General features: G+C 31.7%; 16 protein-coding genes. 10 read left to right on the forward strand and 6 right to left on the reverse strand.

The genetic code is table 11. From position 1 onward, the window contains the following. Positions 1-59: 59 nt before the first annotated feature. Positions 60-953, forward strand: coding sequence for a decarboxylating 6-phosphogluconate dehydrogenase (gnd, locus tag MK083_05075; protein ID MCH2673826.1), 894 nt, complete (start codon positions 60-62; stop codon positions 951-953). A gap of 62 nt (positions 954-1,015) precedes the next feature. Here gnd and MK083_05080 read toward each other — a convergent pair whose 3' ends face one another. From MK083_05080 to MK083_05105, 6 genes are read right to left on the reverse strand one after another with little or no spacing between them, the layout of a single operon-like run. Beyond that, positions 1,016-1,303 (reverse strand): DUF1330 domain-containing protein, encoded by a 288-nt coding sequence (locus MK083_05080; protein ID MCH2673827.1) that lies wholly within the window; start codon positions 1,301-1,303, stop codon positions 1,016-1,018. 10 nt (positions 1,304-1,313) lie between these two features. Beyond that, positions 1,314-2,027, reverse strand: a complete 714-nt coding sequence (locus MK083_05085) for a haloacid dehalogenase type II (protein ID MCH2673828.1) — start codon at positions 2,025-2,027, stop codon at positions 1,314-1,316. Positions 2,028-2,039: 12 nt separating this feature from the next. Beyond that, positions 2,040-2,843 carry an SDR family oxidoreductase gene (locus MK083_05090; GenBank protein MCH2673829.1) on the reverse strand — a complete coding sequence of 268 codons (804 nt, stop codon included), beginning with the start codon at positions 2,841-2,843 and terminating at the stop codon, positions 2,040-2,042. Positions 2,844-2,856: 13 nt separating this feature from the next. After that, positions 2,857-3,219 carry a DUF805 domain-containing protein gene (locus tag MK083_05095; protein MCH2673830.1) on the reverse strand — a complete coding sequence of 121 codons (363 nt, stop codon included), beginning with the start codon at positions 3,217-3,219 and terminating at the stop codon, positions 2,857-2,859. Between the two features lie 41 nt (positions 3,220-3,260). After that, entirely contained in the window at positions 3,261-4,472 is a 1,212-nt protein-coding gene (locus MK083_05100) for an FAD-binding oxidoreductase (GenBank protein MCH2673831.1), read from the reverse strand. Between the two features lie 5 nt (positions 4,473-4,477). After that, a complete protein-coding gene (locus MK083_05105) occupies positions 4,478-5,863 on the reverse strand; it encodes a sulfatase-like hydrolase/transferase (GenBank protein MCH2673832.1) in 1,386 nt (461 codons plus the stop codon). A 99-nt stretch (positions 5,864-5,962) separates the two neighbouring features. On the opposite strand from MK083_05105, the gene MK083_05110 reads away from it, so the two are divergent. From MK083_05110 to MK083_05150, 9 genes are all read left to right on the forward strand, one after another. Further along, the gene (locus tag MK083_05110) at positions 5,963-6,475 is read left to right on the forward strand and encodes an adenine phosphoribosyltransferase (protein ID MCH2673833.1); all 513 of its coding nucleotides are present in this window, start codon (positions 5,963-5,965) and stop codon (positions 6,473-6,475) included. 128 nt (positions 6,476-6,603) lie between these two features. After that, complete coding sequence (locus tag MK083_05115; protein ID MCH2673834.1) at positions 6,604-7,962, forward strand: BMP family ABC transporter substrate-binding protein; 1,359 nt, start codon at positions 6,604-6,606, stop codon at positions 7,960-7,962. A 52-nt stretch (positions 7,963-8,014) separates the two neighbouring features. Then, positions 8,015-9,451 (forward strand): ATP-binding cassette domain-containing protein, encoded by a 1,437-nt coding sequence (locus tag MK083_05120; protein MCH2673835.1) that lies wholly within the window; start codon positions 8,015-8,017, stop codon positions 9,449-9,451. A gap of 1 nt (position 9,452) precedes the next feature. Beyond that, positions 9,453-10,499, forward strand: coding sequence for an ABC transporter permease (locus MK083_05125; GenBank protein MCH2673836.1), 1,047 nt, complete (start codon positions 9,453-9,455; stop codon positions 10,497-10,499). Further along, positions 10,496-11,452 (forward strand): ABC transporter permease, encoded by a 957-nt coding sequence (locus MK083_05130; GenBank protein MCH2673837.1) that lies wholly within the window; start codon positions 10,496-10,498, stop codon positions 11,450-11,452. Before MK083_05125 ends, MK083_05130 begins: the two co-directional genes overlap by 4 nt. Then, on the forward strand, positions 11,453-12,013 hold the full coding sequence (locus tag MK083_05135; protein MCH2673838.1) for a hypothetical protein: 561 nt from the start codon (positions 11,453-11,455) through the stop codon (positions 12,011-12,013). Between the two features lie 6 nt (positions 12,014-12,019). Next, positions 12,020-13,138 (forward strand): hypothetical protein, encoded by a 1,119-nt coding sequence (locus tag MK083_05140; protein ID MCH2673839.1) that lies wholly within the window; start codon positions 12,020-12,022, stop codon positions 13,136-13,138. A gap of 2 nt (positions 13,139-13,140) precedes the next feature. Next, positions 13,141-14,274 (forward strand): N-methyl-L-tryptophan oxidase, encoded by a 1,134-nt coding sequence (gene solA / locus MK083_05145; protein MCH2673840.1) that lies wholly within the window; start codon positions 13,141-13,143, stop codon positions 14,272-14,274. Between the two features lie 158 nt (positions 14,275-14,432). Further along, on the forward strand, positions 14,433-15,515 hold the full coding sequence (locus MK083_05150; GenBank protein ID MCH2673841.1) for an amino acid ABC transporter substrate-binding protein: 1,083 nt from the start codon (positions 14,433-14,435) through the stop codon (positions 15,513-15,515). The last annotated feature ends 18 nt before the right edge of the window (positions 15,516-15,533 follow it).

The raw sequence follows: 15,533 nt of genomic DNA on the forward strand, positions 1-15,533 counted from the left end.
TCTAAAATAAATACCAATTGAAATAATAATTCTTTTAATTTAGTAAGTTGAGGTAATTAATGGAAGTTGGTGTAGTCGGTTTAGGAAAAATGGGTAACCAAATAGCTCAGAAGTTAAGTGATTCAAATTTTACTGTTTTTGGTTATGATCAAGACCAAGAAATAATAAATACTATTGACCATTCATATCATATAGATAATGACTTAATAACTCTAATGGATCGATTTACCTCAAAAAAAATTATTTGGTTGATGGTACCAAGTGGAGAACCAACAAATAATCTAGTTATCAAATTGTCAGAGATTATGAGCCAAGGTGACGTAATTATAGATGGTGGGAACAGTTATTATAAAGACTCTGTAAAGAATAATAATATTTGCTCCAAAAAAGGTATAAGTTTCCTTGATTGTGGTACAAGCGGAGGAGTTTGGGGATTAAGAAATGGATTTTGTTTGACTATAGGAGGCTCTGAAGAAGTTTATAAAGAAATTATAGGTATATTTGAAACATTATCTACCAAAGAAGCTCAAGGTGGTCTATTTGTGGGACCTTCTGGATCAGGTCACTACGTAAAAATGATTCATAATGGTATTGAGTACGGGATGATGCAATCTATTGCTGAAGGTTTGGAGATATTGAAACATAAGTCAGAATATAAATTAAGTCTTGATCAGATAGTAAATAATTGGAGAAGAGGCTCAGTAGTTCAGTCATGGCTTATAGATTTAATTGCAGTGGAATTAAGTAAAGATTCAGATCTGGAAAAATTTAGTTCAGAAGTTAGTGATTCAGGAGAAGGAAGGTGGACTATAAAAGAGTCCATAGATCTTTCAGTTCCTATTCCGAGTATATATGCTTCTATTTCTCAAAGATTTAATTCTAAAAACACAAATTCTTATGCTGGTAAAATACTTTCAGCTATGAGGAATGCTTTTGGTGGTCATACGAACTAGATAAAATATAAATAATAACTTAATCTCTTACTTCGACTAAATCCACTATATTAAGATATGCTTTATATACCTTGAACTACAAAAGATTCGCTTTCAGAAGCTTTGATTCTTATAGCAGCGACAGGCTTGTAGTCTTCAGAATTTATGAAATTATTCATATCTTCAATTGTAGGAAATTCTAAAATAACTATTCTTTGAGGATTCCAGGTTGTATTATCCGATATGATTTCACCACCTCTAACAAGATATTTACCACCATATTTTTTTATAATCGCAGGTACTAATTTCATATACTCTGCATAAGCATCCCAATCTTTAACAGTGATACTACCAATATGATAAACTGACATTTTTTCCTTTCTATTTTTTCAAGTATACAGAAATTTCTTCAAAACTTTCTACAACTAAATCAAATCTAGATAAATCTCCATAATTTTCACTAATACCTGTACCAAATTCATTTGGTCTATGAACATAGCAAGTTTTCATCCCTACATTAATTGCACCATCTAAATCATAAGCATGTGATGCTACCATCATAGATTCTTCTGAATTAGATTCAAGTAATTTCATAGCACCTAAATAGACTTTTGGGTCAGGTTTATAAGTCCCAAAAAATTCTGTAGATAAAATTGAGTCCCAGTGAATATTAGAATTTTTTGACAACTTAACTAACATTGATAAATTCCCATTTGACAATGCTGAAATTATGTAATGATTTTTTAGATCTGATAAACCTGCTTTTGAATCATCCCAAGGTTTTAATCTATGCCATGATTCGTTGAAATTAACCAGGTTTTCTTTACTAATATCATTTATATTTAGTTCATCTAGTAATTGATTTAGCACTTCCATATGAATTTCATCCATTGATAAATAATCTCTTTGACCATTTGCTACCTTTGATTGCAGTAATCTAAAGCCTGCTCGCCATTTATCGGTAAAAACAAACTCATCAAAAGAAAGTTTGTACTTTGATGAGAAGATTGTAGTTTCTTGTCTAATTGATTTATGCCAATCAAAAACAGTGCCAAAAACATCAAAAAATATTGTATTTATTCTTAATTTCTTCATAAGAGTTAAGGCTTATATTTTAGCCGCAACTCCTCCATCAATATTTATAATTTCAGAAGTTATAAACCTTGAATTTTCACTTACTAGGAAAAGAACTAAGTTTGCCACATCCTTTGGATAACCAGGGCCAGGAATTATTTGAGCTAAATCAAACATTGATTCAAAAACATGATGACCTCCGTCTGGATCACTTAGAGTTCCTCTAGTCGCTCCTGGAGTCATTATCTGTCCAGGTCTTATACAATTTACTCTTATATTTTTATCTCCTCCTACTCCGGCCATATATCTAGTTAGAGCATCAATTCCTGCTTTTGCGACATAATATGATGGAGCAGTAGTACCAAACTCCTCCTTCATTTTTGGGGAAAATCCTCGTTGAGCTGCTAAAGAAGACATATTTACTATAGCTCCTCCTCCAGAATTAACCATATAAGGCCAAACTGCTCTTGATACAAAAAATGTTCCATTTAAATTATCATTTATTACATTATTCCAATCTTCAGTTGTTGACTCAGGAAAATCTCCAGCTGCTCCATGTCCAGCATTATTAAATAAAATATGAATTTCACCATAAACTTCAGCAGCTTTTGAAATTGCTGAATTTACAATATTTTCATCTCCTACATCACATTTTATAAATGCAGCTTCTCCACCATTCTTAATAATTTCAGACTCTACTCTTTTTCCTTCTTTATCTCTACGTGCCATAATTATAACTTTGGCGCCTTGTTCAGAAAATAAATGTGCTGTAGCTTCTCCAATTCCACTATTTCCACCAGTTACTATTGCAACTTTATTTTCTAGTATTTTATTCATAAAATCTCCTTAATTATTGTGGTATTCCTATTGGTCTTTTTTCAGGATCAGTTTCAAAAGATTCTTCACTCCATAAGATAATTAATATTATCCATCCGATAATTGGTGGTATTAATAAAAGTTGCCACCAACCACTTCTATTTGTGTCGTGTAATCTTCTTGATCCTACTGCTAAGACAGGTATTATTGTGAACAAAATCCACAATAACAGTATAAATCTATAGGGTGCTCCAAATACTAAATAATCAATTATTGTTGCAATTATTACTCCCAGAAAGAAGAAAAGTTGAAACCACCAAAATTGAGATCTATCAGCATTTCCAGTAAACATTCCATAATTATTTATTCCATCTTTAACTGATGGTATAAATTCCATATTTAAACTCCTAAGATTTTATATTGATAATATAGCAAAAATTAGTGTCTTTTTACTTCTAAATCTTCTAATTTATGTGTTTTGGATAGGTATTCTTTAGTATTAAATTCCTCAAACCTTCTTGGTAAATAAGATTCTGAATCAATACTTGTTTCTCCATTTATTACGTGTTCAGATATGAGCATTCCAGCTACTGGATTATAAGCAAATCCACCTGAATGAAAATTTGAGCATAAATATAATCCTTCGATATTTGGTACTGGCCCAATAACAGGCGTTGCGTCAGCGGTTACGCTTATTAATCCAACAGTATGGTAGTCCCATTCTTTATTCTCAATAATTGGAACTCTATTTTTGAAAGAGTCTTTGAGAAAATCTAAAGCATTTGGATAAGGGTGTAATTCATTTATATTAAAATCTTTATCTTCTATAACGAAGTTTTCTGGGTTATGCTGAGAAGTTCCTACTAAAATTCTATTATCTTCTGTACCTCTAATGTAGCTTTGGTAAACTCTATCATTTATTGCAGGTAAAAATAGTTCTCTATCAAATGGTTTGGTTACAAATCTTTCATGTACAAAATTTTTCATAGGTATTTTAAAATCAATAGGGGATAGTATTAAATTTGTCCAAGCATTGACTGCACATATAATAGCATCGCAATTGTATGATTTTTCTTTATTTTCAGTTTTTGAAAAAGTAATTAATCCATTTGTTTTATTACCTGAAAATGTAAAATTTCTTACTTCTTCATTTTCAAATATTTTTACACCCATATTTTCAATTTTTTTTCTTAATGCAGGTATATATGTATGAGCTTCACTGTAGCCGCCTCTTGGATCTAGAATTCCGTATTCATCATCTTCTGCCTTAAGATCACTAAATTTTTTAGTAAGTTCATTTCCTATATATGTTTCATATTTTGCGCCTAGTTCGTCATGCAAATTTCTTAAGTCAGATCCTAAATCATAATCTTTTTTATCAGATAAATTTAAACATCCTACTTGTTGAAAAGTATAGCCATCCAGAATTTGACTAAATTTCTCGAATAAATCTAATGATTTCATTCTTGCTTTTACAGATGTTTCATTCCACTGCAAGCATGTAACTATACCAGCAGCTTGTGAACTTGAACCGCTTCCAATATTATCTTTTTCAATTATAGTAATATCTTTTACACCTTTTTCAGCAAGTTGAAAAGCTGTACTCATACCTATAACTCCGCCACCAATAATTATTACTTTTTTTATCATTATTTCTATCTAAGTCCCATTTGAGTATTAAGTCTTTGAGCTTCACTTGGAGCTCCATAATCTTTTATCCATTTATCCTCTATTTTACTTCTCCAATTTTCTGCTAATTTAGTTAACTCAGCGGTAATTTCAGGCTCTTTGTCAGCAAGATTATTTGACTCACTAATATCCTCTTCTAAATTAGCTAGATGAACATCTGGAACTGGTCCATAAGCATCAATCAATTTTCCTTTTAAGACTAATTTCCATTTTCCTTTTCTTACTGCTGTTTGATCAAGATACTCCCAAAAAATAACTCTATCATCGTGATTATCATTTCCTTTAGCAAGTTCAACAAGACTTTTACCATCTAAATAATGATCATCTAAATTTACACCTGCAGCTTCTAGAATAGTTGGGGCAATGTCCATAGAAGCGCATGGTTCACTGGAAACAACTCCCGTTTGAATATTTCCAGGCCAATGCATTATTCCAGGTTCCCTAATTCCACCTTCAAACAAACTACCTTTGTGACCCTTAAATTTGCCTGCAGTACCTCCATAATAAGGATCTAGAGTACTGTCTAGCCAATTTCTTGTTTCTCTAGATGGCCCATTATCTGATGTAAAGAATGTAAGAGTATTATCATCTACTCCTAATCTTTTTAATTCATCCATAATATTACCTACTGAATCATCCATTGCACTAAGCATGGCTGCCATTACTTGCCTATCCCAAGGTAGATTAGAAAATCTATCCATATACTTCTTTGGAGCATGCATAGGATAATGAGGTGCATTGTAAGGAACATATAAAAAGAAAGGCTTACCCTCAGAATTCATTTTTCTTAGATATTCAATACATTTTTCAGTAATAATTTCAGTAAAATACTCCCCATCCATCCAAACTTCTTTTTCGTTTTCCCAAAGATCATGAGTTGGATTTACCTGAGGTAATATTGAATCTTTTGTATTTGCACCGTAATAGTATATATGTGAGTAATAATCTACATTTCCAGCTAAAAATCCAAACCAATTATCAAAACCATGATTATTAGGTCTAGATTTTTTTTCTAAACCTAAGTGCCATTTTCCCACCATAGAAGTTGAGTATCCTTCAGATTGTAATATTTTTGCCAATGTTGGAGTAGATTCTGGTAACCCAGCAGCTTTCCTATGGCCAGGCAGGATTCCTCTTATACCTGTATTACCTGGGTATCTACCAGTTAATAATGCTGCTCTAGCTGGGCTACATACTGGACAATTAGTGTACCAATCTGTAAACCTAATTCCTTCGCTTGCTAATTTATCTAGAGACGGAGTCTTAAAGTCTGTAGCCCCCATGCAGGATAAATCTCCATATCCTTGATCATCTGTCATAAATACAATAAAGTTTGGTTTATCATTAGCCATGGTTTTCTCCATAATATTTAGTATTTTTAAGAATATTATTTAAGATAGAAAAATTATTCCACTAACATATGATAATTTATCAATATAATTATTAGATATATGAATATTAGTAACTACATTAGATCTATAGACAATTTTCCTTCAAAAGGAATAATTTTTAGAGATATATCTCCAATATTTCAAAATCCTAATATTCTTAATTATGTAGTAGAAGAAATGAATAAATATATTGATAAATTGAAGCCCGACTATCTTGCAGCTATTGATTCAAGGGGTTTTTTACTGGGATCATCTGTGGCATATTCTTGTAAAATCCCACTTATATTAATTAGAAAAAAAGGCAAACTACCCCCACCTATAATATCTGAGAAATATTCATTGGAATATGGGGAAGATTACTTAGAATTGTCTTCAGATTTAGATCTTTTAGGAAAAAAAATAGTAATCATTGATGATGTATTAGCTACAGGAGGAACTGTTTTGGCTGCAATTAAGCTACTTACAAGACTTGATGCTAGTGTATGTGGATTAAGTTTTTTAATTAATTTAAGGGATATTGTTAGGCCACAAGAATTAAGAGATTATTCAATAAATTATCTAATTTCTTATTAGTTAAAAATTAACTTTTTGTTACATTTTCTAAAAATTGACTTAATTGATTATTTAATTCTTATATTTTAATTCTTCAGATGTTATTGTTTCTTTATCAAAAAAAAAAAACTTTTTACAAGGAAGTAGTTATGAAAATTTTTCTTAAATTATTTTTGGTTTCGGTTCTAATGTTTTCAGTTTTTGCCTGTTCTGATGAGGCAGAAGAAATTGTTGAGTCAATCACTGAAAGTACTTCTTCAGAATCTGAGGAAAAAGAAGCTCATTCTGATGAGGATGATCACGGTGAGGATGAAGATCATGAACACGATGAGGATGAAGATCATGAACACGATGAGGATGAAGAACATGATCATGATGAGGAAAAAGAAGCTCATTCTGATGAGGATGATCACGGTGAATTTAAATTTGGATTAATACTTGTTGGTCCTAGAGATGATAAAGGGTGGTCACAAGCTCATTTTGAAGGTGGAGAATATGTAGAAGAAATAACTGGTGGAGAGATGATAGTAGCTGATTTTATTAATCCAGCTGATAGTCCTAATCTAACTGTTGATCAAGTAGCTTCAGACATGATCGATGAAGGAGCACAACTTATAATTGCAACTTCAGATGATATGAAAGATGGTATTCTTGCTGCTGCGGAAATGTATCCAGATATACCTATGATTTGGGCATCAGGGGATAGTGCCAAAGCTGATGGTAAGGGATATAGAGAGGATCTTGAAAATTTGGGAAATATTATGGGAAGAATGGAATATGGAAAAATGATAGCTGGTTGTGCAGCTGCCCTCAAAACTAAGACGGGTCATATAGGATTCCTTGGCCCATTAATAAATGATGAGACTAGAAGATTAACAAATGCTGCTTACCTTGGAGCTAAACATTGTTACAAAGGAGAGAATGAACTTAAGTTTGATGTAATATGGATTGGATTTTGGTTCCATATTCCTGGAGTGACTTCTGATCCAACTCAAGTAACAAATGAGTTCTTTGATGCAGGAGCAGATGTTGTTATTTCTCATATCGATACTCCNGAAGCATTAGTTGTAACTGGACAAAGAGCAGCTGAAGGTGAAGATGTTTATGTTGTTGGATACGATTATGAGTTCACTTGTGAAACAGCTCCTGATGTTTGTTTAGGTGTTCCTTACTACAATTGGGGTCCAGATTATCTAAACGCTGCAATGAATGCTGCACATGGAGAATTTGAAGCAGAATGGATATGGTCAGGACCAAATTGGGAAGACATGAATGATAAAGACAGCTCAGCAATTGGATGGCAAATGGGTGATGGTTTATCTGATACTGAAGCAGGTGAATTGGGAAGTTTTATGAGTCTATTAGCTTCTGAAGAGCTAAACCTTTTTACTGGACCAATTAATTTTCAAGATGGATCTGTTTATCTAGAAGATGGAGTTGAAGCAACAGATAATGAAATATGGTACACACCTCAGTTATTAGAAGGAATGTTAGGGGATAGCGAATAGTAAATTTTTTCGGGCTTCTTATAATAAAACATTAAGAAGCCCGAATTACTTTATGAAAATTGAAATAAATAACATTTCTAAATCCTTTGGTAATGTTGATGCAAATAAAAATATATCTCTCAAATTATCTTCTGGTATACATGCTCTCCTAGGGGAAAATGGTGCTGGAAAATCTACTTTGGTTAAGATTATTTCAGGTCAAATTTTGCCCGATAAAGGTAATATCTTGATCAACGACAAAGAAGTTATTCTTGGTTCGCCTAGAAGTTCTATAAATGTTGGAATTGGTTTATTAAATCAAGATCCCCTAGATTTTTCTAATCTTTCTATCTTTGAAAGCTTCTTGATTGGAATTAGCGAAAGTAATCCTTATAGAAAGATTGTTCAAATAAAATCAAAAATTGAAAAATTATTTGATAATTATAATGTCAAAATAAATCTAAATAGAAAGACTAGCTCATTATCTATTGGAGAAAGACAACAAGTTGAACTACTGAGACTTCTATATAATGGGGCAAAGTTAATTATTCTGGACGAACCTACTAGCGCATTTTCTCTTGAACAAAAAAAAATAATGTTTGATACATTAAGGAAATTATCAAAAGAGGGAATAATAATAATTTTTGTTTCTCACAAATTAGATGAAGTTTTTGAGATTTGTGATTCAGCTAGTATTCTAAGGTCTGGTAAATTGATAGAAAATATTAAACAGCCATTTGATTCTAAAAAAATCCTGTCGATAATGTTTGAAAAAAGTGAAATTAATTCTCTTGCAATAAAAGATTTCGATAGAGAAGAAAACTTTATTATAAATTTTTCAAAAAAAGATCTAAATTTAAAATCTGAAATCTCCAGTTCACACAAAATAAAACAAGGAAGTATTATTGGCATTGCTGGTCTTCAAGGTTCCTCTAATGATGACTATGTAAAAAATTTTTTTACTGGTGAATTTTCATCAACAGGAATTGAGTTAGAAAATAATTTAAAGTTGAGTAAAAATGAAATCTACTATATGCCTGCTGATAGGTTAGAAAAAGGGCTATTTAGTGATATGACTCTAATTGAACACTTCGGATTATCAGAAACTGTAAAAAAAAGAATAATTAATTGGAATTTTGTTAAGGAAAAAGCAACTAATAAAATTCAAGAGTTTGATATAAGAGCTAATTTAGATAGCCAAATAAATGAATTATCTGGTGGTAATCAGCAAAGAGTAATGCTCTCTCTAATGCCTTCAGAAAAATCCTTTCTTTTGTTAGAGCAACCAACAAGAGGATTAGACATAAATTCAGCTAATAAGATTTGGGAAATGATATTGGAAAGAAAGGAAAAAGATTACGGAGTATTTTTTTCCTCTACAGATATTGACGAGATATGGGATTATTCTGACATAATTATATCGGTTTCGGGTGATCAGATAATGAATATTGATACAAAGAATAATTTACAAAAAGATAGAATTGCAAAATATATATCAGGAATAATATAAGATGTTTGATTTATATAACTTAAGAATAAATTTATTGAGACTTTTTCTTACATTAATTATTATTTTTTTTACCCTAATTTTATTTGGAATTTCACCATTTCAAGTATTTGAATCTATTATATATGGATCTCTAGGTAGCTTACCTAAATTAATTAGAACACTTATAGTTTGGACTCCAATTTCTTTAGCATCTTTGGCTCTTATTTATACATTTTCTGCTGGTATGTGGAATATTGGAATTGAAGGTCAGATAATTATGGGTGCTGTAGGGTCCACGCTGGTAGCAAGATCATTTTTAGGTGATGATTTTATTTCTCCTTATTTACAAATAATCCTAGCAATTATTTTTGGTGGACTTTGGGGTTTGATTTCTGCAATTTTGAAAGTCAAAGGAAATGTACATGAAATCTTTAGTGGATTAGGATTAGACTTTGTAGCTTCGGGAATAGTAATTTATTTGATTATTGGACCTTGGAAAAGAGCAGGGATTGCTTCAACTGGAGGAACAGATATTTTTGACAAATCATCTTGGGTTCCTACAATAGGTAGCTCTAACTTCCCATTATTTTTACTAATAATTATATTATTTCTTTACATATCAAGTGCCCTATTGATCAAGTATAGTTCTATCGGAATAAGACTGAAGGCAACAGGTATTAATATTTTTGCAACTGAAAGATTTTATTTTACATCAGATAAATATATTATTCTTTCCTACTTATTAGCAGGTGGAATTGCAGGTATAGCTGGATTTTCTCAATCATCAGCCGCCTATCATAAATTAGTACCATCCATATCAGGAGGATTTGGCTTTTTATCTATTTTGATTGTCTTAATTTGTTCCAGAAATATTTATTTCTCTTTTATAGTTAGTTTTCTTTTTTCAGCTCTAATTGTTGGAGGTAGTCAATTACAAATAAGGATGGGACTAGACCATAGTATTATAGGAATAATTCAAGCTACATTCGTTCTTAGCTGGCTTGTTTTGCAAAAACTAGAATTAGAAAAGATTATAACTAAACAAATAACTAAGGTATTTACGAGATGATTTTTTTTGAAAATACTTTAGTAACTGTAATATCACTGAGTACCCCGCTTATTATTGCAGTAATCGGAGAGACTATTTCAGAGAAAGGAGGAGTAATTAATTTATCTGCTGAGGGTACTATAATGATCTGTGCTTTATTTGGATTTATGATGGGGTTTATTACTAATATTGCAATAATAGGATTTATATTTGCTATATTTTTGGGTGCATTTATTTCATTTTTCATTTCATACTGCGACATCAGACTTAGAATGGATCAAATAGCTGTTGGATTTGTTCTCACCATACTATTAGCACGTTTGAGTAGTTATTTAGGCCAAGACTATGTCAGAATAAATGGTCCTATGATTACTAAAATTGAAGTACCCCTGTTATCAAAAATTCCTTTTTTGGGAGAAGTTTTATTTAATCATTCCATAATTACGTACTTTTCAATTATTTTAATTCCGCTTTCTTGGTTTTTCTTAAATAAAACAACTTTTGGTTTATCTATAAGAGCATCAGGGGAAAATCCTACAGCAGCTAGTTCAAGAGGTATAAATGTAAAAAGAATGAGATTATATGGAACTCTAATAGGCGGAGCTTTATTAGGTTTAGCTGGTGCATCTTTTTCTTTATACACTAAATATGGGTGGTCAGAAGGACATACTACTAACTATGGTTGGATCGTATTAGCAATAGTTATATTTGGTGGATGGAATCCTTATAGGGCAGCTGTAGGCGCATATTCATTTGGGCTTTTACAAGTACTTGCTATCAAGGCCCAATCTGTAACTTTAGCTTTATCTCAAATTCTCCCATTATTACCATTTCCATTAATGATTTTTATTTTAATTTTCATACAATATATTAACAGAAAAGAAAGAAGCTCAATACCTAAATTTTTAGTTTCTTTAATAGGTGGTAATCAACCAGAAGCATTAGGTAAGAAATTGCCTGAGGATATAAATTAAATGAGAGATATCACAACAAAAGATATAGAAGTTTTATGGGATAAAAATTCTATAGATAGAGAAGTCAAAAGAATTGCGAAAGATATAAATTCGAAATTTAAGTCCGATAAAGCAGTTAATCTTATCCCAATTATGACAGGTGGTCTTATGTTCGTTTCTAATCTAATAGCAGAATTAGAGATACTCAGATCGGGTTGTTATCATATGTTCCCACTGATAGCTAAAACTTATGGTAATTCTACTGAATCTCAAGGTACAACAATTTATGGATATGACTTTCTTGCTGAAAATATTGATATAGATTCTCCAAGCGTTATTGTTGATGATTTAATGGATTCTGGTGAGACTTTATATAATCTTTCAGAAAAATTAGAAAAAACCTCAAATAAAAAAGTATATTCTGCTGTTCTATTGGATAAATTGGGTAAAAGGCATATGGAAATTGAACCTGATTTTAATTGTTTTATACTTGATGATAAAAGATGGGTAGTTGGGTATGGAATGGATTATAAAGGGTTATTCAGAGGTCTAGATTATGTAGGAACTATAAATATAGATTGATTTTAGATGAAAATTTCCAAAGTTATAATAGACATTATTGAAAGAGATACTGGACCACTAAAGGTAATAGATGAAAGATCTGATATTGGAGGTAAGACTACTCAAGGAATCCTAAGAATAATTACAGACGAAGGATTTGAAGGTAATTCTTTAATTGGAGATCAGGCATCAGATTCTACAGATAGAATCAAGATTATCAAGGATAAAATTGCTCCTCAAATAATAGGAATGCCATTTGAAAATAGAGAGTGGTTATGGTCGAAAGTTGATGATACAAGTGGACATGGACTTCCAATATTTTCCTCTTGGGCACCAGTAGATGTTGCATTATGGGATCTGGCTGGCAAATTTTTTAATAAACCAATATATAAACTCTTGGGTGGTCAAGATAAAGAAATACCTTTATATGCAACTTTCCCACCTAGACACATATCTCCAGATGGATTTATCAATGAAGCAGCACAACTCCTGAGTGAAGGATACTTAGCCTATAAAATTCATCCTGGAGAATTAAGTGTTAATGAAACAATAATTTCAATAGAAAAAATAAGAGAATTAGTTGATGATAAGATGACTTTAATGCTTGATAGAAATCATGGATATTCACTTCAAGAAGCTATTTTAGTTGGGCAAGCATTAGATGCAAATAATTTTTATTGGTATGAAGATCCAATCGAAACCTCAAATATTAGAGCTATAAAAAAATTGAAAGAAACTCTTATAACTCCCATAAATATGAGTGACTCAGCAGAATTTCTAATAAAACAAGCAGCTAATTATATGAGTCAGGACTTAATTGGTATGGTAAGAGGAACCACAAGAAAACTTGGAATAACTGGACTCATTAAGCAATCCGCTATGGCAGATGCTTTTGGGATAAATTGTGAAATTGGTTTAGCAGGTAATTCTATGATGAATGCAGCTAACTTGCACGTAATTGCTTCAGTTAATAATAATTCTTATTATGAATACTGGAGACCAGAGCATATACACCAATGGGGTGTTACGAACGAAATTTCTATAAACAAAAATGGAAAACTAGACATACCAAATCAGTCTGGACTAGGTATGCAATTAGATGAAAATTGGATTGATTTTCACAAAGTAGAATCTGTGGAAATATAACTTTGAAAAAGAATATATATGATGTTATTATAATCGGACTTGGTGCTATGGGAAGTTCTTCCTCATATTATCTGTCTAAAAAAGGTGCAAAAGTATTAGGTTTAGATATATATAGACCACCTCATGAATTGGGATCATCTCATGGTCATACAAGAGTAATTAGAGAAGCATATCATGAAGGAACTTCATATGTACCAATAGTGCAAAGAGCTTATGAACTTTGGAATGAACTAGATAATGAATCTGATGAAAAATTAATATTAGAATATGGTGGATTATATTTTGGAAATAATACAAATTATATTAATAATGCAAAAAAATCAGCAAAAAAATATAATATACCCCTGATAGAATATTCTCCTACCGCAATAAAAGAAAAATTTAAGGTATTTAATCCATCTGAAAAATTTAATATATTATTTGAAAAAAGAAGTGGAGCAGTTTTCCCTGAGAAAGCTATATCAACTTTTTTATCTAAAGCCCAATTATTAGGTTCTACACATAATTATAATGAAAAAGTAATTGCTTGGGAGAAAGTGTCTGACTTATATAAAATTTCAACTGATAAAGAAATTTATTACTCAAAAAAATTGATTTTTTCTTCTGGAGCATGGTTAAAAAATTTAGTACCTAAACTAAATCTTCCACTGAAAATAGAAAGACAAGTTCTTTTTTGGTTTTCTCCTAAAAACTCTCAAGATCTATTTAATTATTCTACTCTTCCCAATACAGGGTGGGATTTAGATGACGGTATAGAGTTTTATACTCAACCAAACATTGAGGATAAGGGATTTAAGGTTGCAAAGCATCATGATGGTGAATTTATTGAAGAAAATGATTTGAAAAGGGGGTCAAATGAAAAAGATTTATTGGAAGTAAGGGAATTTCTGGAAGAATATATTCCTTCTGCAAATGGTAAACTTCTAGATTCAAGAGTATGTGTTTATACAGATACACCTGATTTTGATTTTTTAATTGACTTTTACAATGATGATGAAAATATAATTATATGCTCACCTTGTTCTGGACATGGATTTAAGTTTGCTCCTGCAATAGGAGAAATTTGTTCTGAATTAATTACAAAAAAACGATCAAACTATGACATCAGTATTTTTTCAACTAAAAGATTTATGTAATACATAATAAACTTTTCGATACATTGAATAAAATTTACATTTCTGTAATAAAAAAGGTGTATATTATCTCTTAGAAACATAGTGTTTAATTCAGTGAATCCCGGACATGTGTCGCTGGTGTCAATCTCTGAAAATTTAAAAAATTGAAAGGAGATATTATGTTTTATTTGCGGAATAAATTAGTAGTCATAAGTATGCTACTAATGTCAGTCTTAATCTTTGCTGCTTGTAGTGAAGAGACTGTTGTAGAAACTGTAGTTGAAGTACCAGTTGAAAAAGAAAGTACTTTGACAACAATTCTTGATAGAGGTGAATTAGTTTGTGGTGTTAACGATAACCTGACAGGTTTTGGAGTAGTTAATTCTGCAGGAGAATTTGAAGGCTTTGATATAGACTTCTGTAAAGCTGTAGCTGCAGCAATTCTAGGAGATTCTAGTAAAGTTGAATATGTTCCTTTGACTGCATCAGCTCGATTCGAAGCTTTAGCAGCAGAAGAAATTGATTTGCTAATTCGAAATACAACATGGACTGCAAGTAGAGATAGAGATTTGGGTAATGACTTCACTGCTGCAACTTTTTATGACGGACAAGGAATGATGGTTAAAGCAAGTAGCGGTTATGACTCTATAGAATCTATGACTGGTTCAACTGTTTGTGTGTTACAAGGTACTACCACAGAGCTAAATCTAGATGATAGATTTACATCTGCAGGAATTCCTTATACTCCACTAACTTTTGAAACTAATGATCCCTTACAAGCTGCCTATGAAGAAGGTAGATGTGATGGGTGGACTACTGATAAATCTGGTTTAGCATCCAAGCGTGCTGGATTTGATAATCCTGATGATCATGTTGTTTTGGCTGAAACTTTATCTAAAGAACCACTAGGTCCTCTTACAAGAGATAATGATAGTGAATTTTATGATGTAGTACAGTGGGTGGTCTTCGGAATGATGCAAGCAGAGGAAAGTGGCATAACTAGTGCAAATGTTGCAGCTATGGCAGCAGATCCAGCAGATCCTGGTATGGCAAGATTACTAGGTGTTGGTTTTGATGGTGGTGAAGCTACGGACTTCTCATTTGGTATTCCATTAGACTTCATGCAAAAAGTAATTTCTCAAGTTGGAAATTACGGAGAAGTTTATGATGAACATTTAGTACCTCTAGGTTTGACAAGAGAAGGTAGCTTAAATGCTCAATGGACAGAGGGTGGATTAATTTACGCTCCTCCATTTAGATAGAAAAATCTAAATACACAA

This window comes from Dehalococcoidia bacterium (assembly GCA_022451965.1).
Taxonomy (GTDB): Bacteria; Chloroflexota; Dehalococcoidia; order Lucifugimonadales; family Lucifugimonadaceae; genus TMED-70.